General features: G+C 62.5%; 22 protein-coding genes. 8 read left to right on the top strand and 14 right to left on the bottom strand.

The window, feature by feature from the left end; genetic code table 11:
• Positions 1 to 861: an amidohydrolase family protein gene (locus HMPREF2875_RS12885; RefSeq protein ID WP_210388202.1), complete on the bottom strand. Its 861-nt coding sequence runs from the start codon at positions 859 to 861 to the stop codon at positions 1 to 3.
• Positions 862 to 900: 39 nt separating this feature from the next.
• Here HMPREF2875_RS12885 and HMPREF2875_RS12880 point away from each other — a divergent pair, with 39 nt between their 5' ends.
• Positions 901 to 2,127: a D-alanyl-D-alanine carboxypeptidase family protein gene (locus HMPREF2875_RS12880; protein ID WP_070673620.1), complete on the top strand. Its 1,227-nt coding sequence runs from the start codon at positions 901 to 903 to the stop codon at positions 2,125 to 2,127.
• Here the strand turns inward: HMPREF2875_RS12880 and HMPREF2875_RS12875 are convergent.
• From HMPREF2875_RS12875 to HMPREF2875_RS12850, 6 genes are all read right to left on the bottom strand, one after another.
• The gene (locus HMPREF2875_RS12875) at positions 2,102 to 2,911 is read right to left on the bottom strand and encodes an RDD family protein (RefSeq protein WP_070673619.1); all 810 of its coding nucleotides are present in this window, start codon (positions 2,909 to 2,911) and stop codon (positions 2,102 to 2,104) included. The two genes, HMPREF2875_RS12880 and HMPREF2875_RS12875, sit on opposite strands and share 26 nt — an antisense overlap.
• A 4-nt stretch (positions 2,912 to 2,915) precedes the next feature.
• Positions 2,916 to 3,998, bottom strand: coding sequence for a YhjD/YihY/BrkB family envelope integrity protein (locus HMPREF2875_RS12870; RefSeq protein ID WP_070673618.1), 1,083 nt, complete (start codon positions 3,996 to 3,998; stop codon positions 2,916 to 2,918).
• A 52-nt stretch (positions 3,999 to 4,050) separates the two neighbouring features.
• On the bottom strand, positions 4,051 to 5,085 hold the full coding sequence (gene trpS / locus HMPREF2875_RS12865) for a tryptophan--tRNA ligase (RefSeq protein ID WP_070673617.1): 1,035 nt from the start codon (positions 5,083 to 5,085) through the stop codon (positions 4,051 to 4,053).
• 47 nt (positions 5,086 to 5,132) lie between these two features.
• Positions 5,133 to 5,324, bottom strand: a complete 192-nt coding sequence (locus HMPREF2875_RS12860) for a hypothetical protein (protein WP_070673616.1) — start codon at positions 5,322 to 5,324, stop codon at positions 5,133 to 5,135.
• Between the two features lie 64 nt (positions 5,325 to 5,388).
• Positions 5,389 to 6,288, bottom strand: a complete 900-nt coding sequence (locus HMPREF2875_RS12855) for an exodeoxyribonuclease III (protein ID WP_070673615.1) — start codon at positions 6,286 to 6,288, stop codon at positions 5,389 to 5,391.
• A gap of 10 nt (positions 6,289 to 6,298) precedes the next feature.
• Positions 6,299 to 7,540, bottom strand: coding sequence for an MFS transporter (locus HMPREF2875_RS12850; RefSeq protein WP_070673672.1), 1,242 nt, complete (start codon positions 7,538 to 7,540; stop codon positions 6,299 to 6,301).
• Between the two features lie 182 nt (positions 7,541 to 7,722).
• Here HMPREF2875_RS12850 and HMPREF2875_RS12845 point away from each other — a divergent pair, with 182 nt between their 5' ends.
• The 4 genes from HMPREF2875_RS12845 to HMPREF2875_RS12830 all read left to right on the top strand — a co-directional run bounded on the left by HMPREF2875_RS12845 (position 7,723) and on the right by HMPREF2875_RS12830 (position 14,808).
• The gene (locus HMPREF2875_RS12845; RefSeq protein ID WP_070673614.1) at positions 7,723 to 9,906 is read left to right on the top strand and encodes an NADP-dependent isocitrate dehydrogenase; all 2,184 of its coding nucleotides are present in this window, start codon (positions 7,723 to 7,725) and stop codon (positions 9,904 to 9,906) included.
• Between the two features lie 365 nt (positions 9,907 to 10,271).
• The gene (locus HMPREF2875_RS12840) at positions 10,272 to 11,639 is read left to right on the top strand and encodes a PepSY-associated TM helix domain-containing protein (RefSeq protein WP_070673613.1); all 1,368 of its coding nucleotides are present in this window, start codon (positions 10,272 to 10,274) and stop codon (positions 11,637 to 11,639) included.
• Between the two features lie 29 nt (positions 11,640 to 11,668).
• Positions 11,669 to 13,696, top strand: a complete 2,028-nt coding sequence (locus HMPREF2875_RS12835; RefSeq protein WP_070673612.1) for a M3 family metallopeptidase — start codon at positions 11,669 to 11,671, stop codon at positions 13,694 to 13,696.
• An 83-nt stretch (positions 13,697 to 13,779) separates the two neighbouring features.
• A complete protein-coding gene (locus HMPREF2875_RS12830) occupies positions 13,780 to 14,808 on the top strand; it encodes an HNH endonuclease signature motif containing protein (protein WP_083311943.1) in 1,029 nt (342 codons plus the stop codon).
• Between the two features lie 172 nt (positions 14,809 to 14,980).
• On the opposite strand, the gene ppc is transcribed toward HMPREF2875_RS12830, so the two are convergent.
• The 3 genes from ppc to pdxS form a co-directional block, all read right to left on the bottom strand.
• A complete protein-coding gene (ppc, locus tag HMPREF2875_RS12825) occupies positions 14,981 to 17,725 on the bottom strand; it encodes a phosphoenolpyruvate carboxylase (protein WP_070673610.1) in 2,745 nt (914 codons plus the stop codon).
• A gap of 99 nt (positions 17,726 to 17,824) precedes the next feature.
• Positions 17,825 to 18,502 carry a pyridoxal 5'-phosphate synthase glutaminase subunit PdxT gene (pdxT, locus tag HMPREF2875_RS12820; RefSeq protein ID WP_070673608.1) on the bottom strand — a complete coding sequence of 226 codons (678 nt, stop codon included), beginning with the start codon at positions 18,500 to 18,502 and terminating at the stop codon, positions 17,825 to 17,827.
• Positions 18,496 to 19,398, bottom strand: a complete 903-nt coding sequence (pdxS, locus tag HMPREF2875_RS12815; protein ID WP_070673606.1) for a pyridoxal 5'-phosphate synthase lyase subunit PdxS — start codon at positions 19,396 to 19,398, stop codon at positions 18,496 to 18,498. The genes pdxT and pdxS overlap by 7 nt, the downstream gene beginning before the upstream one ends.
• An 81-nt stretch (positions 19,399 to 19,479) precedes the next feature.
• Between pdxS and HMPREF2875_RS12810 the strand changes: the two genes are divergently transcribed.
• Positions 19,480 to 20,781: a MocR-like pyridoxine biosynthesis transcription factor PdxR gene (locus HMPREF2875_RS12810; RefSeq protein ID WP_070673604.1), complete on the top strand. Its 1,302-nt coding sequence runs from the start codon at positions 19,480 to 19,482 to the stop codon at positions 20,779 to 20,781.
• Positions 20,782 to 20,784: 3 nt separating this feature from the next.
• Here the strand turns inward: HMPREF2875_RS12810 and HMPREF2875_RS12805 are convergent, their stop codons facing one another.
• From HMPREF2875_RS12805 to HMPREF2875_RS12795, 3 genes are read right to left on the bottom strand one after another with little or no spacing between them, the layout of a single operon-like run.
• Complete coding sequence (locus tag HMPREF2875_RS12805) at positions 20,785 to 21,417, bottom strand: anti-sigma factor (RefSeq protein WP_070673602.1); 633 nt, start codon at positions 21,415 to 21,417, stop codon at positions 20,785 to 20,787.
• Entirely contained in the window at positions 21,417 to 22,022 is a 606-nt protein-coding gene (locus tag HMPREF2875_RS12800) for a sigma-70 family RNA polymerase sigma factor (protein ID WP_070673600.1), read from the bottom strand. The genes HMPREF2875_RS12805 and HMPREF2875_RS12800 overlap by 1 nt, the downstream gene beginning before the upstream one ends.
• Before the next feature lie 7 nt (positions 22,023 to 22,029).
• Entirely contained in the window at positions 22,030 to 22,215 is a 186-nt protein-coding gene (locus tag HMPREF2875_RS12795; RefSeq protein WP_070673598.1) for a hypothetical protein, read from the bottom strand.
• A gap of 178 nt (positions 22,216 to 22,393) precedes the next feature.
• Between HMPREF2875_RS12795 and HMPREF2875_RS12790 the strand changes: the two genes are divergently transcribed.
• On the top strand, positions 22,394 to 23,977 hold the full coding sequence (locus HMPREF2875_RS12790; protein ID WP_070673597.1) for a redoxin domain-containing protein: 1,584 nt from the start codon (positions 22,394 to 22,396) through the stop codon (positions 23,975 to 23,977).
• Positions 23,978 to 23,987: 10 nt separating this feature from the next.
• Positions 23,988 to 24,590 carry an MBL fold metallo-hydrolase gene (locus tag HMPREF2875_RS12785; protein WP_070673670.1) on the top strand — a complete coding sequence of 201 codons (603 nt, stop codon included), beginning with the start codon at positions 23,988 to 23,990 and terminating at the stop codon, positions 24,588 to 24,590.
• A gap of 6 nt (positions 24,591 to 24,596) precedes the next feature.
• Here HMPREF2875_RS12785 and HMPREF2875_RS13605 read toward each other — a convergent pair whose 3' ends face one another.
• On the bottom strand, positions 24,597 to 24,851 hold the full coding sequence (locus HMPREF2875_RS13605; RefSeq protein ID WP_141754639.1) for a hypothetical protein: 255 nt from the start codon (positions 24,849 to 24,851) through the stop codon (positions 24,597 to 24,599).
• Between the last annotated feature and the right edge of the window lie 207 nt (positions 24,852 to 25,058).

Here is a 25,058-nt window from a genome sequence, read left to right as displayed (position 1 = left end):
CTAGTCAGCGGCGGAGAGGTCTTCTTCGTCGTCTGCAACGTCAGCGTCTTCAGCAAACTCCGGGTCCGCGAGGTCTTCATATGCGGGCAGGATTTCCTCTTCGATGAGGCGCTGACGGTCCTCCTCACTAGCGAAGGAGTTCTCGATGGCCTTGATGGTCAGGTCGAAGAACTCCTCCAGGCCGTAACCAAAGGTCTCACTGAGCGCCACGAAGACATCGCTGAGCTTGTCGCCCGCGACGGTGCAGGTGAAGCCGAGCTGCTGCAAAAGCGGCAGGGGGTGGTCGGCGAGCTCCTCGGCCGGAAGCTCCTCAAGGGGCGCGAAAGTCAGAGCAATGCGGCGATCACGTACCCATGCCGACGCCTTACCCGGGCGAACACCATCAAGGTCAGCGCTGAAATCATCAATGAGATCCGTCGCGTGAACAAGGCGGGTGGCACCCGCACGCACGGCAGCCACCGCGTCGTCATAAGACGCAGCATCGAACTCCCACGGAATGAACTCCTCGCGCAGCGCCGGGGCCTTCGTGAAATCGCTTAGGACTACACCCGCCGCATGCTCGGAGGATTCTCCGTGCACAACCAATCGCGCATCGATCCCCGGCACCTCAAGACCTTGAGCGGCTGCCGCCAGGGCCTCATCGCGTGAGAAGGGGAACGAGTCGGCGGGGAGGCGGAGTTCGGCGTAGACCACGTGGTCGTCGACAAGCGCCTGCACCACGGAACGAGTGGCCGCGCGCAGCTCCTCCGGGGTGGAAGCATCCGCCGGCAGCTGTACGAACAGCGTGACCTTGGGCAGGGAGGCGAAAATTTCGGCTCCAGAGTCCTTGTTTTCGGGGCTAATCAAAGGTGCGTCATGCATGGGGTTCATCCTAGGACGGGGTCTAGGATTAAGCACGTTATGAAACATGTCTTCGCGCTTATCGCTACCCTCACGCTGCTCATCACCCCACCGGCGTACGCGGAGGAATCCGACGAGACATCATCGTCCCTGCCCACCCGTACCACAGCACCCGATACTGATTCCTGCCCGCACTCGCTCGTCCCGGCCGAACCGAGCACGACCTCTGAGGAGCTCGCCCCCGGCCAGGCCACGCCTACTCCCCTGCCGCCAGTGGACGGCGCCGCCTGCGGGGTCACGGCGCCGCGTGGTTTTAAGGTCAACAAAGACGTTGTGGCCTCAGCCTGGATGGTCAGTGACCTTGACTCGGGTGAGATCATCGCGATGAAGGACCCCAATGGGCGCTACCGCCCAGCCTCAATCATCAAAGCCCTGCTGGCGCTCGTGGTGATTGAGGAGCTCCCGTTAGACCAGCGCATTACCGCCACGATGGAAGACGCTTCTGTCGAAGGTTCCGCCGTTGGCATTGGGCCGGAGGGCACCTACACGGTGGAGCAACTGTTGCAGGGCCTGCTCATGGCCTCAGGCAACGATGCCGCCCATGCCCTCGCAACCGCGCTGGGTGGCGACGAGGACGCCCTCCGTAAGGTGAATGAGAAGGCTCGCGAGATTGGCACGCGCTCCACCGTCGCGGCGAGTTACTCGGGGCTCGATGCCGCGGGAATGTCGACGTCTGCCGCGGATATCTCGCTCATCTATCGCGAGGCTTTTGCCAATGACACCTTTGCGCGCATCGTCGACACCGAACACGTGGATTTTCCCGGCTGGGGCGAGATGCCCGGTTACGAACTCTGGAATGACAACGGGCTCTACCTCAATGATCCCGATGGCATCGGCGGCAAGACCGGCTATACCGAGGACGCACAGCACACCTTCGTCGGTGCCATTGATCGCGACGGGCGCCGCCTCCAGGCCGTCATCCTGGACACCACCGTCGATCACGGCTTTAGGGCGTGGGAGCAGGCGCAGATGCTTCTCGACGAATCCTACACCGTCACCCCCGGCCATGGCGTAGGCCAGCTGGAGGATTTCTCAGCGCAGGCGGCTGAGGAAACGACAGTCGTTCCGACACCCACTCCGCCTACCTCTACCGAGGCCCCAGCAACGACTCAGCCCCGCTCATCCTCATCGTTCGAGGACTCGCAGGGCTGGATCGGTTGGATGGTGGCGGGGCTCGTCGCCTTGCTCGTGGTGGTCGTGGCTACTTTTTCACTACTTCGGCGTTAGCCATGATGTCGTGCTGGCCGCGCAGCGCGTTCTTAGGGCCAATGGTGGTGACCACGTAAAGCGCGCCAACCAAAGCCACAAGTGGTCCAATGAGCGGCACGAGGGAGGCCACACGCCACCAGTTGCGCTTAATGCTCTGTTGCCAGGTGAGATTCTTGTGTGTTGTCACATCACGGACGGTATAACCAGCGATCAGCTTTGCGGGCGTGGCACCGAGGTAGACCTCGGAGACAAGGTAGTAGGCCACGGTAAACAGGCTGGACGCGCCCATCACGAGGGCGGCGTGCGCATTGGGATCAGAGAGGCCGAAGCTCACGACGGCTGAGACGACGACGGCTGCAATGATGTAATCGAGAATCGCCATAAGCACGCGGTTGCCGGGGGTAGCGCGCTGGGAGTCCTGAGACGGAGCCGGGCTGGGGTCGACAGAAACAGGCTGAGATTCGGGGCTAAAGCTCTCTGCGCTGGAAGCTTCTGTACTCGAAGCGTCTGTACTCGAAGCTTCAGTGCGCCAGCGCCCCGTTTCCGCGAACTCTTCCAGTTGGCGCCACGTTGGCTGGCGCCCGCTCTCAAGGCCCTGATCGTAGGTGGCGCGGGACGACGGCTCGCACAGAATGCGGGCGGCCACCGCTATCTCTTGGCGCTCGACATCCTCGGGGATGTAGCCGATGTCTTCTAGGTTGGCGTCGGCAGCCGCGAGCTGCACGCCAAGGTCGTTCGACGTCGCCTGCGGGTCCAGGGTGAAGTGGGTATACAGGTTCGGTGCAGGGGTTTCGGGAAGCACAAGCCTACTTTCGACGCAGCAGGGCCACAGCGCTGGCAGCAACCGCACCCAGGGCAGCACCTGCGCCCAGGGTTACGCCCGTGTTCGGGCCCTTCTTGATTTCGTTGCGTACGCGGATGACTGCCTGGGCTGGGACTGGCGGCTCGAGCAGCTCAAGGGATTCCTCGGTGGTGGCGGTCCAGGCAGATACGTAGAGCACGACGCGCCACACCAGGTACATGACAACCATGAGGACGATGACCGGTCCAAAGACTGCGCCCGCCGGGTTGCCAGTCGCCGAAGACATGATGACGGTGGACAGCTGCTTCAGGACCTCAAAGATCACAGCGCCGATAAGCGCACCGATAAGACCAGACTTGGTGGGCACCTTGGTGCGTGGCAGGAAGGCCACCATCCACCAGAAGACGAAGAAGTTCGCGATGAGGCCAATGACAATACCGGCCACAACAAGCACTGCATCCATGCCTGGGAAGGCATCAATACCTACCCATTCAAAGACCTTCTGGGTCAAACCAGAAGAACCAGCCGCGGTAACGCCGAATGCAATCACCAAGGCGACAAGCAGACCGATAAGACCCAGCAGGTCGCTGAGCTTCTTGGTCACAAAGTTGCCAGGAGCGTCAGTAGGATCCTGCATCCACATTGCAGAAATACCGATGCGCAGGTTGTTCATCCAGCCCAATCCGGACCACAGGGTGGTCAGACCACCGATGCCGTACATGGCACCGCGCTTATCAATGGCCGTCTTCAGCAGCTCAGTTATGGAATCACCGAGATCACCCGAAACAGAGTTGGCAATCTGTTCTTCCAGCTGCTGCATCAAGTCTGGGCGGTTGGCCAGCACCGTAGCCGCACCGGCGACAACGAGCATGAAAATCGGGAAGATAGCCAGAACCGAGAAGTAGGTGATACCCGCGGCAAACTGATTGCCGCCTTGGCTGCCGTAGCGGTCCAGCATCTTCATAATGTGGTCGATGAAGCCAGACTTCTCACGGGCCTTGTCTACCGCACCCGGTTCATCAGCGTGCGCGCGCTCGATACCGTATTCATCGGTCTTCTTCTCATCAGTGCGTGTCGTTGGTGCCACGGGCACACCCCTTTTATGTTGTCTATTAAACGTCCCTCACATGCTAACCAACTCAGGCGCGACGTGCGGGGAGGAAGCCCACTGCCTCGTAGACCTTGTCCACGAGCGGGGAAGCAATCTCCGTCGCGCGCGCAGCGCCCGCGGCCAAGATTCGCTCGAGTTCGCCGCGGTCCTCCATGAGCTCGTCGTAGCGAGCCTTGAGCGGAGTGGTAAACGCTTCAAGGGCTTCGGCCGTATCGACCTTGAGGTGGCCATAACCTTGGCCTGCGTACTTCTCCACGAGGGCATCGATGCTCTCGCCCGTCAGCGCCGACTGAATAGCCAGCAGGTTGGACACGCCCGGCTGCTTCTCGCGGTCAAAGGCCACCACACCAAGGTCATCGGTCACGGCGGACTTGATGCGCTTGGCGGAGGTCTTGGGGGCGTCGAGAAGATTGACAATGCCCTTCGGGTTCGCGCCCGACTTCGACATCTTGGAGGTCGGCTCCTGCAGGTCATAAATCTTGGCCGAGCCTTCCGGAATGAAAGGCTCCGGAACGCGGAAGACCTCGCCGTACTTGTTGTTGAAGCGCTCCGCCAGGTTGCGGGTGAGCTCGAGGTGCTGGCGCTGGTCCTCCCCCACCGGCACATAGTGCGGGGAGTAGAGCAGAATATCGGCGGCCATGAGCATGGGGTAGGTAAACAGGCCCACCGTGGTGCGGTCTTGGCCCTGCTTGGAGGACTTGTCCTTGAACTGGGTCATGCGGGAGGCTTCACCGAAACCGGTCAGGCATTGCAGAACCCAGGTCAGCTCCGCATGCGCGGGCACGTGGGACTGCACAAAGAGGGTAGATTTCGCCGGGTCAATGCCCAAGGCGATGAGCTGGGCGGCACCCGCGATAGTGCGGTGACGCAGTTCCTCCGGGTTCTGCTCCACCGTGATGGCGTGCAGGTCCGGGATAAAGTAAAAAGCCTCGTAGCTCTCCTGCAGGTCAATCCACTGCTTGAGAGCTCCGAGGTAGTTGCCCAAGTGGTAGGAATCCGCCGTGGGCTGGATTCCCGAGAGGACTCGGGATGCGGAGGACGATGCAGAAGTGGAGTCAGTCATGGTTGACTACTCTACTCTGCCGCCGCCTCCGCGCGGCGTTGTGGGCCTTAAATCTTGCGGGAGGTCGGGCTAATAACGTCCATCATGACCGCGAAACCGGCCACCATGAATGCACCACCGACGCCCTGGAGGACAATCGGTCCAAGGAAGGCGAAGGACGGGCCAACAATGGTCCACCACCAGATACCCAGGGCGAGCAGAATTGCGCCGAGGACAAAAAAGATGAGTGCGCGGGTCATGAGCATCTCCTGCGATATAGAAAGGACGTTAATTCGGACTTATCGTACCACTACTTGTATTCGGCTACTTATACTCGACGAGAAGCGGAGAGTGGTCAGACCAGCGCTGCTCCACCGTCGGTGCCTTCTCCACCCAGGTGCGCTGTGCGCGCTCCAGCATGGCCTTCGTGGCGGCCTGATAGTCAATGCGCCACCCGGCGTCGTTGTTGAAGGCCTGGCCGCGGTAGGTCCACCACGTGTAGGGCCCGTCCGCCTCCGGGTGCAGGCGCCTGGCGACGTCAAACCACTGCGGGTCCGCAGTCGCCTCCCACGTGGTCTTCGCGTCATAGTCCACCACGCCGAGCCAGTCCCCGAGCCCCTTCTTAGCCTGGGGTTCAGCATCTGGGAAGGAGCCAAAGACGCGGTCCATGAAGGCGCGCTCCTCCGGCAGGTGGCCGGACTTCTTCTCGTTGGCCTTGTTGTTCTTCAAGTCCTGGGCACGGTGGCAGATGTTCCAGTCGCCACCGATGACGGCCTCCGGGTAGGCCTCAGCCATGTCATCCAAAACCTCAGAGAACTCATCCAAGAAGAGGTACTTTTCATCCTGCTTCGGGGAATCCACATCACCGGAAGGCAGGTACAAAGAAGCCACGCGGACACCTTCCACGGTGGCGGCGATGAAACGGCCGGATTCGGCGAAGGAGCCGAAGCCCACGGAGACGTCGCCAAGCGCATGCTTCGATAGGATGCCCACGCCCGCACGACCCTTCGCGGCGGATTCGGCCTGAACCAGGTTCCATCCAGCCTCCAGGGCTGGGGCCAGGGCCTTCTGGGTCTGCTCGGGGTTGGCGCGCACCTCCTGCATAAGGACGACGTCGGCAGGCGTGGTCTCCAGCCACGCATTCATACCGGGGTTGTCGTCATTGCGCTGTTTGCAGGCCGCGCGGATGCCATTGACGTTGATTGAGGCGATGGTGAAACTCATGCCGGTCAGTCTAACGGTGTTCGATGATCTTTACGGAAGGGCCCAGGCGGCGCTTGTCCCACATGGTGACAAACCAGGTAAGAATGCCGGACACTGCCAGAGCAGCGCCCGCCAGCGCGGTGGAGTTATAGGAGTAGCCCGCGCCCACGACCACTCCAGCAATGGCAGCGCCGGCCGCATTCGCGATGTTGAGGGCAGACTGGTTCAACGCCGCCGCGAGGGTCTGCGCATCCCCCGCCACGTTAACCAGACGCAGCTGCAGCGACGGCACGAGGATGGAACCAAAGAAGGCCAAGACGCCGAAGACAATTGTGCCCGCCCACGCGTTGTGCGCCACGAAGTAGAAGGTCACGGACACACCAACCATGCAGATAAGCGCAAAAATGATGCCGAATTCCAGGTTGCGGTCCGCCAACCAACCGCCGGCGACGTTACCGGTGGTCATGCCGATGCCATACGCCATGAGCACAAGCCACGTGTGGCTCGGGTCCATGCCGGCGACCTCCGTCATGGTCCACGTGATGTAGGTATAGACAGCAAACATACCGCCGAAACCCACGGTGCCAAGGAATACGGTGAGCAGGACCTGGCTGTTTTTCAGCGCGCCAAGCTCAGTAAACATATCCGTTTGCGGCATACGCGTCATGTGCGGGAAGAGGAAAAAGAGCAGCACCATCGTCATCCCCGCGATGGCCACGACTAGGAAGTACGCCGCATGCCAGCCCAACTCTTGGCCCAACGCCTGGGCTGCTGGCACACCAATCACGGTGGCAACGGACAGGCCCATGCCGACCATCGACATGGCAAACCCCTGACGGCCCGGTGGAGCCATCGAAACCGCCGCCAGGTTAGCTACGGAGAAGTACGCGCCGTGCGGTAGACCGGCGATGAAACGAGCCGCGAGGAGGACTCCATAATTGGGCGCCACGGCCGTGAGCAGATTGCCTACGAGCAGAAAGCCAATGAGCAGGATAATCAGGCGGCGGCGCGGGAGCTTGCCCGTGAGTGCCGCGATGACCGGCGCGCCCACGACGACACCAAGCGCGTAGACGGAGATGACTACCGACGCCGTATCTTCCGTAATACCGAAATCATCCGCGATGAGCGGGAGCAAACCCATCGACGTAAATTCCGTCGTGCCGATGGCGAAGGCACCCAACGCCATGGCGATCATGACGATGGTGCGGCGCGACGCGGAAATTTCCGTCTGGCGCGGGACGGGACGGCGTTTGATGCGAGTGGCTGGCTTCATCGGGTTCACGTGGGCAGACCTTAATACTTCTCCTACGGGGCTCGTAAGCTCAGACGGACAGGTTGTGCCAAGTCAACACACCTCCCCCACAGGTGGTACGTGTCACACGGGGGCCGCCACGCGGCGATAACAAGACAGGTATCCTGTGAGGTTGAACAGTTTTCAACTAATCGAGGAGAACCATGGCTAAGATTATCTGGACCCGCACCGACGAGGCGCCGCTGCTGGCGACCTACTCTTTCAAGCCGGTTGTGGAGGCCTTCGCCTCCACCGCAGGTATTGAGGTAGAGACCCGCGACATTTCCCTGGCCGGCCGCATCCTGGCCCAGTTCCCGGAGCGCCTTGGTGATAAGAAGGTTTCCGATGCCCTCGCTGAGCTCGGCGATCTGGCCAAGACCCCGGAAGCTAACATCATCAAGCTGCCGAACATCTCCGCATCCCTCGTGCAGCTGAAGAAGGCCATTGCTGAGCTGCAGGCCGCCGGCTTCGACCTTCCGGAGTACGAAGAGGCACAGGAGAAGTACGACGCGGTTAAGGGTTCCGCTGTGAACCCGGTTCTGCGTGAGGGCAACTCCGACCGCCGCGCCCCGATTGCGGTCAAGAACTTCGCTAAGAAGAACCCGCACAAGATGGGCGCGTGGTCCGCTGATTCCAAGACCAACGTGGCCACCATGGACGCTAACGACTTCCGCCACAACGAGAAGTCCGTCATCATGCCGGAGGAGGATACCCTCTCCATCGTTCTGAAGACCGCCGAGGGCGAGCAGACTCTGCTGGAGAAGCTGCCGGTGCTCAAGGGCGAGGTTATCGACGGCACCTTCATGTCCGCCAAGGCACTCGATGAGTTCCTCAAGGCACAGGTTGCCCGCGCCAAGGAAGAGGGCGTTCTCTTCTCCGCTCACCTCAAGGCCACCATGATGAAGGTCTCTGACCCCATCATCTTCGGTCACGTCGTGCGCGCTTTCTTCGCTGACGTCTTTGAGAAGTACGGCGAGGAGCTCGAGGCCGCTGGCCTCAACGGCGAGAACGGCCTGGGCGCTATCTACGAGGGCCTGGACAAGCTGGAGAATGGCGCTGAGATCAAGGCTGCCTTCGACGCCGCGCTTGTCGACGGCCCTGACCTCGCCATGGTCAACTCCCACAAGGGTATTACCAACCTGCACGTTCCGTCTGACGTCATCATCGACGCCTCCATGCCGGCCATGATCCGCACCTCCGGCCACATGTGGAACAAGAACGACGAGGAGCAGGACACCCTCGCCGTCATCCCGGATTCCTCCTACGCCGGTGTCTACCAGGCCGTGATCGAGGACTGCAAGGCCAACGGCGCCTACGACCCGACCACCATGGGTACCGTCCCGAACGTCGGCCTCATGGCGCAGAAGGCTGAGGAGTACGGTTCCCACAACAAGACCTTCAAAATCCCGGCAGCCGGCACCGTTGAGGTTCGCAACTCCCAGGGCGAGGCTCTCATCTCCCACGACGTGGAAGCTGGCGACATCTGGCGCGCCTGCCAGACCAAGGACGCCCCGATCCAGGACTGGGTCAAGCTGGCCGTCAACCGTGCCCGCCTGTCCGGCATGAAGACCATCTTCTGGCTCGATCCGGAGCGCGGCCACGACGCCAACCTCATTGAGCTGGTCAAGAAGTACCTTGAGGATCACGACACCGAGGGCCTAGACATCTCCATCGAGGACCCGGTCACCGCGACCAAGATCTCCGTCGAGCGCATCCGCAAGGGTGAGGACACCATCTCCGTGACCGGCAACGTCCTGCGTGACTACAACACGGACCTCTTCCCCATCCTCGAGCTGGGCACCTCCGCCAAGATGCTGTCCGTAGTTCCGCTCATGGCTGGCGGCGGCCTGTTCGAGACCGGTGCCGGCGGCTCCGCCCCGAAGCACGTCCAGCAGGTCCAGGAGGAGAACCACCTGCGCTGGGATTCCCTCGGTGAGTTCCTGGCCCTGGCTGAGTCCTTCCGCCACGAGCACAACACCAACGGCAACGCCAAGGCAGGCGTCCTGGCCGCAGCACTGGACAAGGCCACCGAAACCCTGCTGGATGAGGGCAAGTCCCCGTCCCGCAAGGTCGGCGAAAACGACAACCGCGGCTCCCACTTCTTCCTGACCCTCAACTGGGCCAAGGAGCTGGCTGCACAGACTGACGACGCCGAGCTGGCTGAGGCCTTCAAGCCAGTTGCTGAGGCCCTCGAGGCCAAGGCTGGCGAGATTGAGCAGGCGCTTCTCGACGTCCAGGGTTCCCCCGTCGACCTCGGCGGCTACTACGCCCCGAACGAGGAGAAGCTCAACCAAACCATGCGCCCAGTCGCTGCCTTCAACGACATCATCGATGGCCTGAAGAAGTAATTCTGCGCTAGGCGCTTAACAAAAGACCGCTTCGTCTCCTCCCTGGAGTTCGAGGCGGTCTTTTCTTGCTTCATTAACCACAAACAGGCCTAAAACAGCACTCCGCGACGCCATTTTTACCCGTTGAGCTGCGAAGACTTTTTCTTGACTGTTTCTTGCTTCTCACGCCTTATCTCGCGGGGTTTCACCCTTTTGAGACCGAAGATCTCAGTTAGTTAAAAAGTTTTTCAATTTTCGGGAACCGAGAAACCATCGCCTCCGACTACTAGTGCAGTTGATATCAGCACCTGTCCATCGCCCCTCCTGAACGCCCCGCGAGCGTTCAGCAGGGGCCCTAATCGATAGACCCCGAAAGAGCACTACATATGAGTCGGACGGCTCTGCGATCCTTCATTCAACGCATCCACTTCTACGGCGGCATGTTCGTCGGCCCCTTCATCCTCATCGCGGCCCTGACCGGCTGTCTTTATGCCGTGGCGCCTTCCCTGGAGAAGGTGGTGTACCGCGACGTCATGACCGTTCCGGCGGTCGAGCACCCAGTGAGCTTGGAGGAACAAATCCAGGCCGCACAGAACGAGCACCCAGACATGCCGGTCACACAGGTGTGGCCAGCCACGACACCGACGGATTCCACACGCGTGCTTGTCTCCGATGACAGCATCGATGAGAGCCTCCAGCGCACCGTCTTCATCGACCCCGCCACCGCCAAGGTCATCGGGGACTACCCCACCTACTCCGGCCTAGGTGAGATGCCGCTGCGCCGCTGGATTTCCTCCCTGCACGAAAGCTTCCACCTGGGCAAGGTCGGCGAGCTTTACTCGGAGCTGGCCGCCTCGTGGTTGTGGGTCATGGCCTGCGGCGGTCTTTATATGTGGTGGATTCGCCGCCGCCCGAAGAACAAGGCAACCGCAAACGCCGCCCAGCAGCAGCCCAAGCGCTCCGCCCGCTGGAAAGCCACCCGCCTGCATTCCACCATCGGCGCCTGGATCTTCATCGGCCTGCTTGGCCTGTCTGCCACCGGCATCACCTGGTCGGGTCTGGCCGGCGACAACGTCGATTCCCTCGTCGAGCGCATGCATTGGAAGGCCACCCCCATCGAAACTGCCCTCCCCGGCACCACCGCTGAAACGCATGAGCACACCGGGCATGAAGGACATGAAGGGCATGGGGCCGGAGGGGCGTCGTCAAGCGCGAGCGTGGCAGCTGAGGCCGAGCGCGTCCTCGCCACCGGCCGCGCCGAAGGACTCACCGGACCGCTACGCCTATACCCGCCAGAGGACGCCCACTCCGCCTGGCAAGTCAGCGAACGCTGGGTGGAATGGCGCACCACCTCCGACGCGGTCTCCGTAGACGGCGCTACCGGAGAGGTCATCGACCGCCAGCCTTTCTCCAGCCTGCCGCTGTTTAGCAAGCTCAGCAGCTGGGGCATCTACCTCCACATGGGAATCATGTTCGGGCTGCCACTGCAGATCGCGCTGCTCGCCCTGGGCCTCGCCACCGCCGCCCTCGTGGTGCTGGGCTACTACATGTGGTACAAGCGCCGCCCCCGCTTCCTCCCGACGACTCACTTCTCATGGGCCACCACAGGGTTGGGCGCATTATTCGCCGCCACCGTCGGCGTCTTCCTGCCGCTTTTGGGAATTACGCTCGCGGCGTTTCTGGTTCTCGACGTCATCCTCATTCACCGCAGCCGCAAGCCACAACAGAAGAAACTAGTGAAAGCCATCACATAGAACACTCTGCATAGGTACGGTAGTTTCTTATGACTAACCCACTACTCACCCCGTCCACGCTGCCGTACCAGCTGCCGCCGTTTGCGGACATCAAGGTAGAGCACTACCTCCCCGCCTTCGACGAAGCACTTGCGCTTCACGACGCCGAAATCGCCTCCATCACCGACAATCCCGCCGATCCCACGTGGGAAAACACTGTGGAGGCGCTCGAGCGCTCCGGCCAGGACCTCGACCGCGTCATGGCGGTCTTCGGCAACCTCTCCGGCACGGATGTCACTGATGAGATGGAGGAGATCGCCGCCGACATCTACCCACGCCTATCCGCGCACTATGACGCGATGTACCAAAACGAGGTGCTCTACGCGCGGCTTAAGGAGGCCACGCCGCCTGCCGACGACCCCGAGGGCCAGCGCCTCCACGATCACCTCCTGCGTACCTTTGCCCGCAAAGGCGCCGACCTCGACGCGGCCGGCAAGGCCCGTCTCTCCGAAATCAACCAGCGCCTGTCTACGCTCTCCGAAGAATTCGGCCGCAATCTCATGGCGTCTACCCGCGAGCGCGCGGTTTCCTTCACCGAAGAGGAACTCGAGGGCCTACCCGCAGAGCGCATCGCTTCCGCAAAGGCCGATGCCGAAGCATTGGGCCGCGAGGGCTTCGTCATTCCGCTGGAGCTGCCGACCGTGCAGTCGGAGCTGAGCCGCTTGGCGCGGGAGGATGCGAGGGGGAGGCTGTATGGGGCGTCGGCAAGCAGGGGCTCCGAGAACAACATCCCGGGGCTCATCGAAGCCGTCCAACTGCGCGCCGAGCGCGCCGAGCTGCTGGGCTACGCCACGCATGCGGACTACGTCATCGCCGAAGAAACCGCCACGACTGCCGACGCCGCCCGCTCCATGCTCTTTGACCTCGCCCCCGCCGCCGCAGCCAACGCCGCCGGCGAGCAGAAACTCCTCGCCGAAGAAGCTGAACTCAACGGCCAAGGATTCTCCGCCGCGGACTGGCCTTACTGGGAATCCAAGGTCCGTGCCCGCGACTTCTCCCTCGACGAGGCCGAGCTGCGCAAATACTTCCCGCTAGACCAGGTCCTGGAGCAGGGCGTCTTCGCCGCCGCCGAGCGCCTCTACGGCATCACCGTTAACCCGCGCGATGACCTCGAAGGGTACGCAGAGGGGGTACGCGTCTGGGAAGTGATTGACGGCAATCACGAGGATAGCGGGATCGGTCTTCTCCTTACCGACTACTTCGGACGTCCCACCAAGCGCGGCGGCGCGTGGATGAGCGAGTTCGTGGGCCAGTCCCGCCTGCTGGAGCGCAAGCCGGTCATCGTCAACGTCATGGGAATTACTAAGCCCGCCGACGGCTCGCAGCCGCTGCTCAGCATGGACGAGGTCCGCACCGTCTTCCACGAATTTGGCCACGCCCTGCACGGCCTGCTTTCCGACGTCCGCTACCCCACCTTCGCCGGCACCAACGTCCCGCGCGACTGGGTAGAATTCCCCTCGCAGATCAACGAGAACTGGGCGCTCGATAGGTCTCTGGTCAAGGAGTACGCGCGCCACGTCGAGACCGGCGAGCCCATCCCGGACGAGCTCCTCGATGCCATCACCGTCGCCTCCGAATTCGGCCAAGGTTTCGCTACCTCGGAGTACTTGGGAGCATCCATCATCGACTTGGCCTGGCATTCGCTCAGCGCTGCCGACGCCGCCAAGCTGGAGGCCACCCCGGAAGCAGTCGCCGAATTCGAGGCCGAAGCCCTGCGCGCTGCTGGTTTGGATAACCCGCTCATCGCGCCGCGCTACCGCTCGACGTACTTTAATCACATCTTCGCCGGTGGCTACTCCGCGGGCTACTACTCTTATCTGTGGGCGGAGGCCCTCGATGCCGATGGCTTCGAGTGGTTCAAAGATCAGTCCGACCTGCGCGCCGCCGGTGAGAGGTTCCGCGAGGTCATCCTGTCCAAGGGGGCTTCCCGCGACTTCACGGAGGCCTACCGCGAATTCCGCGGCCGCGACAAGGACGTCGCCCCGCTACTTAAACGCCGCGGTCTCGCTGGTGCCTGAGTCAGGGCTAGTTATCCACAGTTTTCGCGGCCGGCGGTAGGCGGCCCTTGTCCGTCGGATGAGGCGCTTTTAGGCTGCGGGGTATGAGATTACAGACATTCTTCGCCGCACTCGGCCGGGCCATTGACCTGGTGGCCGAGTGCGCGGGCCTGTCTGAATCCGACCTCGTGTCCTTCGGCGCCACGCCTGCCGACGCCTCCCTCCTCCTCTCCCTCCACCACACCTACTTCGGGCACACGACCTCCACCCGGAAGCAGCGCACCGCTGCCGAATCCGCCCGCCGTCGTGGCCACGGATTGGTTACGTTGCAGCTCATCGAAAGTTTCGTCGCCAAAGTCCAGGACCACAATAAAGCCTGGGATTTGCGGGTAGAGCTGTGCCAGACCAGCGCGGAACTGGTGGAGAACGTCGCCCGCAAGCACCTGCGTGAGATGCGCAAGCCTCGCACCTATGCCGAGCGCGCCAAGCTTACTCAGCACGACAACGGCCTAGCCACGCTCACGGTGACGGCGGATTCGCTGGAGCTTAGTGACGTCTTCAAGGCCATCGATCAAGACCGCCCCGGCGCAAGCTTCCTGGAAAACCTCTCGGGCGGCGGTGTCAAGACTCAGGTGACTGCCATGGCGGTCCTGCAGCTCGATGACTATGCCGAGCTGCTCAAGGGCAACACGGAGAAGGACGGCGAAGAGTTCATTGTCCGGACCACCGATGGTGCGACGATGACCGGCTCGCAGCTGGTGGAACGCGCGATGCTGGATAAAGGCATCATCGTGGCGGTCAGCCGCGAGCATGGCCCGCTCGATGTTTTCCGCTTCCAGCGCTTCGCCACCGCCAAACAGCGCCTCGCCTTGGCTGCAGAGAATCCCTGCTGCGCCTGGGAGGGCTGCAAAGTACCCTTTGAAAAGTGCCAGATTCACCACATCAAGGCTTGGGCCCGCGGCGGGCCGACCAACATCCTCAATTTGGTGCCGCTGTGCCCGTACCATAACGGCGTCAACGACGATGACCCCGATGCCCCGCCCTCGCGCGGCCGCATGGATCGCATCGGCGGGCGAGTGGCATGGATTCCGCCTTACGACGCCTCCCCGGTCTTCACCAGCCCCTTCAACTAGCCACCGCCCCCACCTTGGCAGCGCATGATTGTCCCGAATCCCCGCAGGAAATCACCTCCTCGCGGGGCATTCGGCGTGCCAGTGTGGCCAGCCGCGGGATTTAGCCGGCGATTTAGCTAGCGTTTTAGCCGGCGATTGAGCTGGCGATTGAGCTGGCGTTTTAGCCTGCGCATTAGCCGGCGTTACGCAGCGCTGTGGCGAGGCCGTTCATCGTGACCTGGATGGTCTTGGACACGAGGAACTGGTCATCGCCTTGACGGTAGCGGCGCAGCAGCTCGAGCTGAACAGCGTTGAGCGGGAGCAAGTACGGGTAGCGGCGCTTGAGCGAGCGCGCCTGGCGCTGATTCTCGCTGACCAGATCCGCGTTGCCTGTGACCTTGAGGTAGACCTCGCGGGTTCGCTCAAACTCCTCCGAGATGAGAGCAAAGATGCGCTCGGCGGTGGTCTTATCATCAACCAGGTTGGCGTAGAGGCGCGCTAGCTGCATCTCCGCCTTAGCCATGACCTGGGCCATGTTGGAAAACACCGAGCGGAAGAATGGCCAGGTGCGATAGAGCTCACGCAACTCCTCCCAGCGCTCCTCCTCACCTGCCGTGACCTCGCCGCTCTTGACCTCGCTGCTCTTAACCTCTCCGCCGGGTGACGTGTCGTCACTACTTCCGGCGGTGCCAGCACCTTGGGCTACCCACGACGTCACTGCGCTTCCCACACCGAACCAGCCAGGAATGTTTGTGCGGGATTGCGACCACGACAGCACCCACGGAATCGCGCGCAGGTCCGAAATCGCGGTGGTCTGCTTGCGTGAGGTCGGGCGCGAACCCAGGTTAAGCTCGCCAATCTCGTGTAAAGGCGTGGACTGGGTGAAGTAGGCGATGAAGCCGGGGTCGTCGACAAGCTGGCGGTACGCCGCGCCGCTCAAGGACGCCAGCTCGCGCATGATCTCGTAGGCGCGCTCCGGGTCCGCAATCGGCTCAGTATCGAGCAACGACGCCTCCAGCGCACCAGAGACGAAAGCCTCTAAATGGCGGCGCGCAGTTTCCGGCGCACCGTACTTTGCGGAGATGACCTCTCCTTGCTCGGTAATACGCACCGAACCGGCCACCGCTCCCTTCGGCTGCGCCAAAATCGCATCATAGGTCGGGCCGCCACCGCGACCAACCGCCCCACCGCGGCCATGCGCGAGGCGCAGTCCAATACCGAAGCGTTGACACAGCTCCACTAAGTCAAGCTCGGCGTCATACAGTGCCCAGTTGGCCTGCAGGTAGCCGCCATCCTTGTTGGAATCGGAGTAGCCCAGCATGACCTCTTGGATGTCACCACGCGAGCGCAGATGCTCGCGATACACCGGCACCGCCCACAGCTTCTCCAGAATCCCGGCGCCGGCCTTCAAATCCTCGATGGTTTCAAACAGCGGCACCACGTCCACCTGTTTCAGCCCCACTTCCTTGAGCAGCACCATCGGCTCCAAAATATCGGAGACCGTGCCCGTCATGGAGATGATGCAGTGCGACACCGACTCCGGCCCCAGATCCCGCACCGCCCGCGCAGCCGCCCGGAAGATGCCAAGCTCCTTGGCGGTGTCCTCGCTGAATTCCGCATTGGGGAACAGCAGCGGGCGGTTGGTCTGCAGTTCTTTCACCAGCAGCTCAATCTTGTCCTCCTCGCTCAGCGCGCGATACTCCTCGACGATGCTCGCTTCCGCGAAAATCTCCGTGAGCACGTTCTCGAAGGACTCCGAATTCTGGCGCATATCCAGCGAATAGAGGTGAAAGCCAAAAGTCGTCACAGCGGAGCGCAAACGCGCCAAGCGGTCATCGGCGATGATGTCGTCATTGAACTGGCGCAGCGAACGGTCGATCACGTCCAAGTCACGCTTGAGTTCTTCCGGCGAGGCATACGCGCTTGCCGACGTCCCCCTCTTCTCACCCTTCACCTCCTGCAGCGTTGCCTTCACACGGTGCCGGATACCGTAAATGGCGCGGCGGTATGGTTCGTCGACGCGGGATTCTTCGGTGTTATGTGCGGCGTCGGCAAGCGCGCCCAGCTCCTTGGAGCTGGAGGAGTAGCGGTCGGAAAGGGAGAGCTCACGCTCCAACTCGGCTAGTTGCTCCTCGTAGTAGCGCAGAACCGTTTTTGCGGCCTTGCGGGTGGCGTAGGTGAGGGTGTGTTCAGTGACATAGGGGTTGCCGTCATGGTCGCCGCCGATCCAAGAGCCTGGGCGCACGACCGGGGAATCCGGCAGCTGCTGGCCAAAGGTCTCGCGCATGGCATGGCGGATGGCTCGGTTGAGGGCGGGGACCTGGTCGAGCAGGGATAGCTTGTAGTAGCGCAAGCCAACGTCCACCTCGTCCTCCAAGGTGGGGCGAGCGATGCGGATAAGCGCGGTCTGCCACAGTAGCGTCATGCGCAGGTACATCTCTTTTTCAATCGCCGCAATGTCGCCGCCGCGGTGCGATTCCTTGAGCAGGTCTTTGATGCGCGTCTGGGTGTCGAAGACGGTACGGCGGCGGGTTTCGGTGGGATGTGCGGTGAGCACAGGAGCGACGTGCGCGCCACGGATGATGGAGGCGGCGTCGGCAGGCGCGACGCCCTCGGCTTTGAGCTTGGCGAAGGTCTTGCGCAGTGATACAGGCGCATCAACAGACTCGTCTTCTAGGTCCTCTGCAAGGTTGGCAATGAGCGCGAAGTAGCTAAAGGCGCGGGCGACGAGGTTGACCTTGGTGATGTCGAGATCGCGGAAGATGGCTACGAGGTCTTCCGGCTTGGCATCGCCGTGGGCGACGTCGAAGGCCATGCGGCGGGTAGATTCGACGAGGTCGAAGACGTCCTCGCCCTCTTGTTGAGCGATGACCCTGCCCAGCACTCGGCCAAGAAGGCGGATATCTTCGCGGACTTGTTCTGGGGCGGGTGTGCTCACAGCGGGCCTTTCTGGACGTGATCTGTTCAGCGTTCAGACTTCAATGTAGCCCACATCACTATCGCGCGATAGTTAAACAGCTAAATTAGCTGCCTCCGCCTAGAGTGACGCCAACCACGCGGCATGGAGGCGGGAATCCTCGTTTTCTTCCGGGTGAAAGCTCAGCGCCGTAACGTTGCCCTGCCGCACGCCAACGATTGCGTCGCCACCCGCATCCAGTGAGGATTTCTGTCCATCCACGTCACGGTCCGTGCCTTCTCCCACGGGAGCCAAGAACGGCACGGTCGCGATGACCTCCACCCCTTCGCCCACGCGGGTAACGATGGGAGCCCGGATAAAGCTCGCCTCGATATCCAACACCTCATCCCCCGCCTCATTGCGGCCACCGACGGTGGGCATGACGACTGGGACGATGCGCTCCTCGGAGAAGCGCTGGTTGCCGAAGGCGTTGCGGCGAACGGAGACGTCGATAAGCGCGAGCGTCTGCTGGCCCGGCGCGGGGTTGTCGAGCTCGCGGGCACTGTAGATGAGTCCTGCGCATGTCGCGAGGACCGGCAGCCCATTTTCGACGGCGCGGCGCAGCGGCTCAGCGACGCCACAGGAGCGTGCCAGCTTGTCAATCGCGCTCGACTCGCCGCCGGGCAGAATGATGCCGTCGAGCCCGTCGAGGTCTTGGGGAAGACGTACCCGGCGCGTAGCCACGCCGAGACCTTCCAGCACAGCGATGTGCTCTTCCACGCCGCCCTGCAGCGCGAGGACCCCGACGGTGGTTACCATCCGCGTTCAGCCAGGCGATGCGGCGCGGGGACGTCGTTAACGTTGATGCCCACCATGGCCTCGCCCAGGCCGCGGGAAATCTTGGCCAGCTCGGCAGGCTGGTCGTAGAGGGTCGCCGCCTTGACGATGGCCTCCGCACGCTTGGCAGGCTCACCCGACTTGAAGATGCCGGAGCCGACGAAGACACCTTCGGCGCCCATCTGGCGGACGAGGGCGGCGTCGGCAGGCGTGGCCACGCCACCGGCAACGAACAGCACGACCGGCAGCTTGCCGGTCTCTGCAACCTCAGCGACCAGGTCGTACGGCGCCTGCAGTTCCTTGGCCGCCACGTAGAGCTCATCGCGGTCTAGGTTCTGGAGGCGCGCGATTTCGCCCTTGATGGTGCGCAGGTGCTTGACAGCCTCGGAGACGTCGCCAGTACCGGCCTCGCCCTTGGAACGGATCATCGCCGCACCCTCGGTGATGCGGCGCAGGGCCTCGCCCAGGTTCGTCGCACCGCACACGAACGGCACGTCAAAGCCCCACTTGTTGATGTGGTTGACGTAATCGGCCGGGCTGAGCACCTCGGACTCATCGATGAAGTCCACACCCAGCTCGCCCAGAATCTGCGCCTCGACGAAGTGGCCGATGCGGGCCTTCGCCATCACCGGGATGTCGACGGCATTGACGATGCCCTCAATGAGGTCCGGATCCGACATGCGGGCCACGCCACCTTGGGCACGGATATCAGCCGGCACGCGCTCGAGCGCCATGACGGCGGAAGCACCCGCGTCTTCAGCAATTCGTGCCTGCTCCGGGGTTACGACATCCATGATGACGCCGCCCTTGAGCATGTCAGCCAGTCCACGCTTGACGCGCGTGGTGGCGCGTCCCTGTTCATTCTTCTGTTCAGTCATAGGTCACATCATGGCCCCGAAAAGTGGTCCAAGACAAGAGCCATTTTCCGGGTGTTGGATTAGACCACTTATGATGGGGCCATGCCTCTCCGCCTCGACCCATCTGATACGCGCTCCCTGCCGGTGCAGATTGCCGAAGCCCTCCGCACCCAGGTTGCCACCGGAATTCTTTTACCCGGCGAGCAGGTTCCCTCCACGCGCGCGCTGGCGAGTCAGCTCGGCATTTCCCGAGGCAGCGTGGTCACCGCCTACGAACAGCTCACCGCCGAGGGCTATCTCACCGCGGAAGTTGGTTCGGGTACCGTCATCAATCCGCACTTGCCGCACGGGCGCGCTCCGCAGCCTGCTCCTGCGCCGCGGTCCACCCCCACCCCGCCGCGCGTGGAGTTGACTCCCGGTTTGCCCGATACGGCCGGAATCATCACCCCCGAATGGAGGGCGGCGTGGCGCAAGGCCGCCGTAGACCCATCCGGCGATCTCCCCCGCGAGGTGGCCACTCACCTTCGCCACATGCGTGGGCTGACGGTCGACCCCGCCTATGTTGTCATCACCGCCGGCGCCCGCGACGGGCTGTCGGTGCTGCTGCGCGCGCTGGGCGGCCAGCTTCGCGTGGGCGTGGAATCGCCGGGCTATCCCAGTTTGCGCCGCGTTCCCCAGGCTTTGGGCCACGTGCTTATCGACGTCCCCACCGACACCGAAGGCGTCACCGTCCCCACCGTTGACCTCGACGTTCTCATCGTCACGCCGTCCCATCAGCACCCTTACGGCGGTTCCCTGCCGGCTGCCCGGCGCGCGGAGCTCGTCGAGTGGGCGCGAGACAATAACGTGCTCATCATCGAGGATGACTTCGATTCCGAGTTGCGCTACGTCGGCCAACCGCTTCCAGCGCTGGCGGCGCTCGCCCCGGAGCACACGGTGTTGCTGGGTACTTTTTCCTCGGTGATTTCGCCGTCGATTGCGTGTGGCTACCTCGTGGTGCCGCCGGGCTTGCGCTCGGCGGTGGATCAGGTGCGGGAGGTCTTTGGCCAGCCGGTGGGAGCTATCCCCCAAGCAGCCTTGGCAAACTATCTGGCCAGCGGCGCGCTGCGGCGTCATACCGGCCGAATGCGCCGCGCCTACAAGCGCCGCCGCGACCTCGTCCGCGCCGCGCTGGAGGATACCCCCGCCACCCTCCTGCCCATCCATGGTGGGCTCCATGCGGTGTTGTTGTGTGAGGAGGGCGTCGTCAAGCGCGCGGCCGACTTGGGCCTCACCCTCACCCCACTGCGGGATTACTGGGGTGGTGCGGCCGCCGAGGAAGGTGTGGTGTTGGGTTTTGGGCACCTAAGCGACGTCGAGCTCGCCGCCGCCCTCGAGCTCGTCAAGCAGGCGCTTGCGAACTGAGGCCTAGCCGGCGCTGGCCAAGGTCACGGTGGCGAGGGTACGGCCCGTCGGCTGCGCGCTGCCGCCTACAGGTTCCTCGGTGACCATGACCTTGACCGCCGCGCCGTCGAAAGGCATCCACACCCCATCGTGCGGATCCTGGCCGATGACCCCCGCCGAGGCCATATCACCGTCAGCACTGACTGCCCACACCTGGGCGCCCATGCCGTCGGCGAGCTGCGGCTGGCCATCCACCATCGCGCCGGATTTCGCCATCGACGCCGAAGAAACGATATCCAACTGCGCTCCCGACGCATCGGCGTTGCCCTGCATGAGGTCGTCGGCCCCCATAATGGCGTGCATCGACTTTTCGCCGGGCGATTCGGCCTCTACCTGCGCACTGTCCGCTGCATCGGGTTGCCCCAACTGCAGCAGTTGCGGCGCAGCCACCACGCCCACCACAAGCACCGCCGCGGCAGCTGGCACCGCCACGAAGGCTCGCCAGCGGCGGCGTGGAAGCTCCACAACCTCAGCATCACCAGTGGCGTCGATGTTCTCAAAGACGGCATCTTTCATCCGCGCCGGCGGTTCGACCTCGGGGAGGGAATCGAGGAAGTCATCGAAAGTCTCATCAGAAAACTCATGCGTGTTGCTCATCATCCCTCCTTTCCGAGAATCGCTTTTAACTTCTTGACGCCGTCGCGCACGCGCGTCTTCGCTGTACCCAGCGGTACCCCCGTTGATTCTGCCAGTTCGGCATGCGTCAAGCCATCGAAGAACGCGAGGGCCACCGCGGTGGAATGCGGTTCCCCAATCTCGTCGACTGCTCGGCGCAGGAGGTGAGCCTCCACATTGTTCAGGGCTTCGTCTTCGATCGGCTCAGCAAAGGTGGCGTGCTCAAGCTTCGAGTCGCGGTCATCGCGTTGTACTGCAGCAACGTGGCTACGCAGCTTATCGACGGCCCTCCCATGCGCCAACCTGCCCACCCACGACCGCGCGTTTCCCCGCTGCGGGTCGAACTTCACCGCGGAGGTCCAGACTTCAACGAAGACGTCTTGGGCGACTTCCTCTGCCAAGGCGGGATTGCGAAGAACGCTCAGGCACACGCTGTAGACGGTGGGCGCGAGGGCGTCGTATAGCGCGCTGAAGGCATGCTTGTCTGCGGCAGCGGTCTGACCTAAAAGATGGTTCAGCCGTGCATGTTCATCAGGTGACATCGCAGGCACAGGTGTAGAGCTTACCTCCAGCAGCGGGGCGGGCATGGCAGTTTTACTTGCTCATTTCTTCGCTCTTCATCTCCTCAGTCATCATGGAATCCGACATCGTGGCGTCCGAGCTGGGGGCCATCATCTCGGAGCTGGGCATCATGTCCACCTCTTCCTTCGTGTCGTTGCAGGCAACCAGCCCACTGGCGGCAATGGCAAGTGCAGCGGCGGTAGTAACAAGCTTCTTCATTTCGGTGCTCCTTTTCAAGCGTTCGGGCCCAGCCTTTCCGGGCCCTGTAACTCACCATTCGGAGCCACCCGGGGTTGCGGATTGGACAGATTTAAAAAGAGTTTGTGGCAATCCGTTTATTGCTTGCGCTCCGAACTGGTTGCATACCCACACCGCACTCACAGCGAAGGAGTACAGCATGTTATCAACGCTCTTCATCGGGTTTTCCGGTGGTCTGATTACCGGCATCTCGCCCTGCACCCTGCCCGTCTTACCCTTGGTCCTCGCAGTCAGCGGCGGCTCACGGTGGCGGCCATGGCAAGTCGTGGGCGGGTTGGTGACGAGCTTTAGCCTCGTCACGCTGTTTGCCACAACATTGCTCAACGCGCTTGGCCTGCCCGCCGATATTGTGTGGAAAGTAGGAATCGCGCTGCTGGTTCTCGTGGGCCTAGGAATGGTGTTTCCCCGCGTACAGGACATCCTGGAGTGGCCTTTTCAGAAACTCCCGAAAGCCGGCAGCTTACAGGCCAAAGCCCGCGACAAGGGAGGCTTTGTCGTCGGGCTAGCTATGGGCGTTGTCTTCGTTCCCTGCGCGGGCCCCGTACTCGCCGCCATCTCCGTCGCGGGTGCCACTGGGACTGTCGACGCCCACATCCTCGTCCTCTGCCTCTCCTTCGCCCTCGGCGTGGCCATCCCGCTACTCGCGTTCGCCCTCGGCGGCAACGAAGTGGGCAAACGCGTCGATGCTTTCCGCTCCCACCAACGCGGGGTACGCATCACCGCGGGAATTGTGGTGATCGCCATGGCTGGCGCGATTTCACTCGGCGCACCGGCGTGGCTGCAACAGAAACTCCCCAGCATCAACGTCGACGCCGCCCCAGTTGAGCAAGCCGCCCTCACTACGGAAGGAACCCCTGTTCCCGAATTTGCGGGGTTAACCGGCTGGTTCAACACGGATGCCCCCATCGATCCGCGCACCTCCGGCAAAGTCACGCTCATCGATTTTTGGGCCTACGCCTGCATCAACTGCCAGCGCAACAACACACATCTCACCAAGCTGTATGCGCACTACAAGGACTACGGCTTCGACATTATCGGCATCCACGCACCGGAGTACGCCTTCGAGCACGAGGCCGACAACGTGCGCCGAGCGGCCCGCGAACAGGGCATTGAGTATCCGGTGGCCCAGGACAACGACTTCGCCACGTGGAAGAATTTTGGGAATCGGTACTGGCCGGCGCACTATGTCGTCGATAAGCACGGCATGCTGCGCCACTCCCACCATGGCGAAGGTGACTACGCCGAGACCGAGCGCCTCATTCGTGAGCTTCTCATCGAGCGCGACCCTTCCGTCGAGTTGCCCGCACCGATTGAGGCCGCCGCAGATGCTCACAGCGCGCCGCGCTCGCCGGAGACCTACCTCGGCACCGCTCGCGCGCAATTTTTCGCCCATGCCGATTATCGCAACGGAACCCACCAGTTCGCCCTGGGCAATCCTCTGCTGGAACAGTATTCGCTGGGTGGCACGTGGACGCTGGCTGACCAACCTATTACTGCCGGCCCCAACGCACGCCTGCGCCTCAACTACCACGCCGCATGGGTACAGCTGGTCACGTCCGGGCGCGGGACAATCCGCCTGCATCGCGCCGATGGTTCGGTTCGCACCTTCGACATCACCGAGGACGGCACGGTGGATCTCGTCCGCGACCCCGAAAACCACACCGAAACCATCGAGCTGGAAGTCAGCGAAGGGCTCTCGCTGTATTCCTTTACTTTTGGCTAGCGTGGGGCTCATGAAGATTTCGCTGCATGGACAATCCACAGTGGCCGTCGAGGCGCCCCAGGGACGCATCGTCATCGACCCCGGCCCCTTCTCCGACTTGAGCTGTCTCGAGGACGCCAAAGCGGTGCTGCTCACGCACGCGCATGGAGACCACCTCGACGTCGATGCCGTGCGCGCTAGCGACCTGCCGGTGTGGGGAACGCAGGAGGCTATCGACGCCCTCGGCTCCGGCACCGTCGTGCATGCGGGTGAGGCGTTTACGGTTCTGGGCCTTGAGATTCAGGCTCTGGGCGGCCTCCACGAGGAAATCCACCCGAACATCCCGCGCCCAGAAAACCTAGGTTATTTCTTTGGCGGTGTCCTCCACCCGGGTGATCAGTGGTGTGTCCCCGAGGGGCGCACGGTTGAGGTTCTGCTGCTCCCCATCGCGGGGCCGTGGGTGCGCGGGGCGGACGCCGCGGATTACGCCATACGCATCGGCGCGCGCCTTACGGTCCCCATCCATGACGCTGTGCTTTCCGACGTCGGCAAGCACATCACCGACGGCATGCTCCAGCGCGCCGGTGTGACCGGCTATCAGCGCCCCGCGCTCGGCGAGCCCATTCCGGTGTAGCCAAGTTTAGGCTCGCCGGCGGCTGGCAAGCCCGCCGAGAAGGGTACCGGCCAAAGTGCCTGGCAGGTAAATGGCGAACCAATAAAGAACAAAGGCCACCGCGTCCAATCCGGTCCCATCGCCTTTGTCAGCCAGCGAATAAATGACGAGCCCTACTACAACCACTGCCGAAACCGCGCAAGTTTCGACCAAAGAATGCGCCAAAGAAGGACGACGTATTGCACCCACCAAAGCCGCAATCACCACAAGGAAAAGCGGCACTAGGTATTCCCACCAAGAGCCACTCACGGATTCGGGAGCAAATACAATCCACAAGGCAATCCCTAGCCCTGCTAAGGCTCCAATCCAGGGGACTCGGAGCACAAACTCCTTTGAATTAGCCACAACGAACCATGTCAGCCCGAGTACAGCGCATAGTGGCAAAACTCCGAAAAGCAGACCTAGCATTGTCACCCTCCTTTGTAATTA

This window comes from Corynebacterium sp. HMSC078H07, assembly GCF_001812805.1.
GTDB lineage: Bacteria > Actinomycetota > Actinomycetes > Mycobacteriales > Mycobacteriaceae > Corynebacterium.
This window is presented reverse-complemented; position numbering and strand designations above follow the sequence as displayed.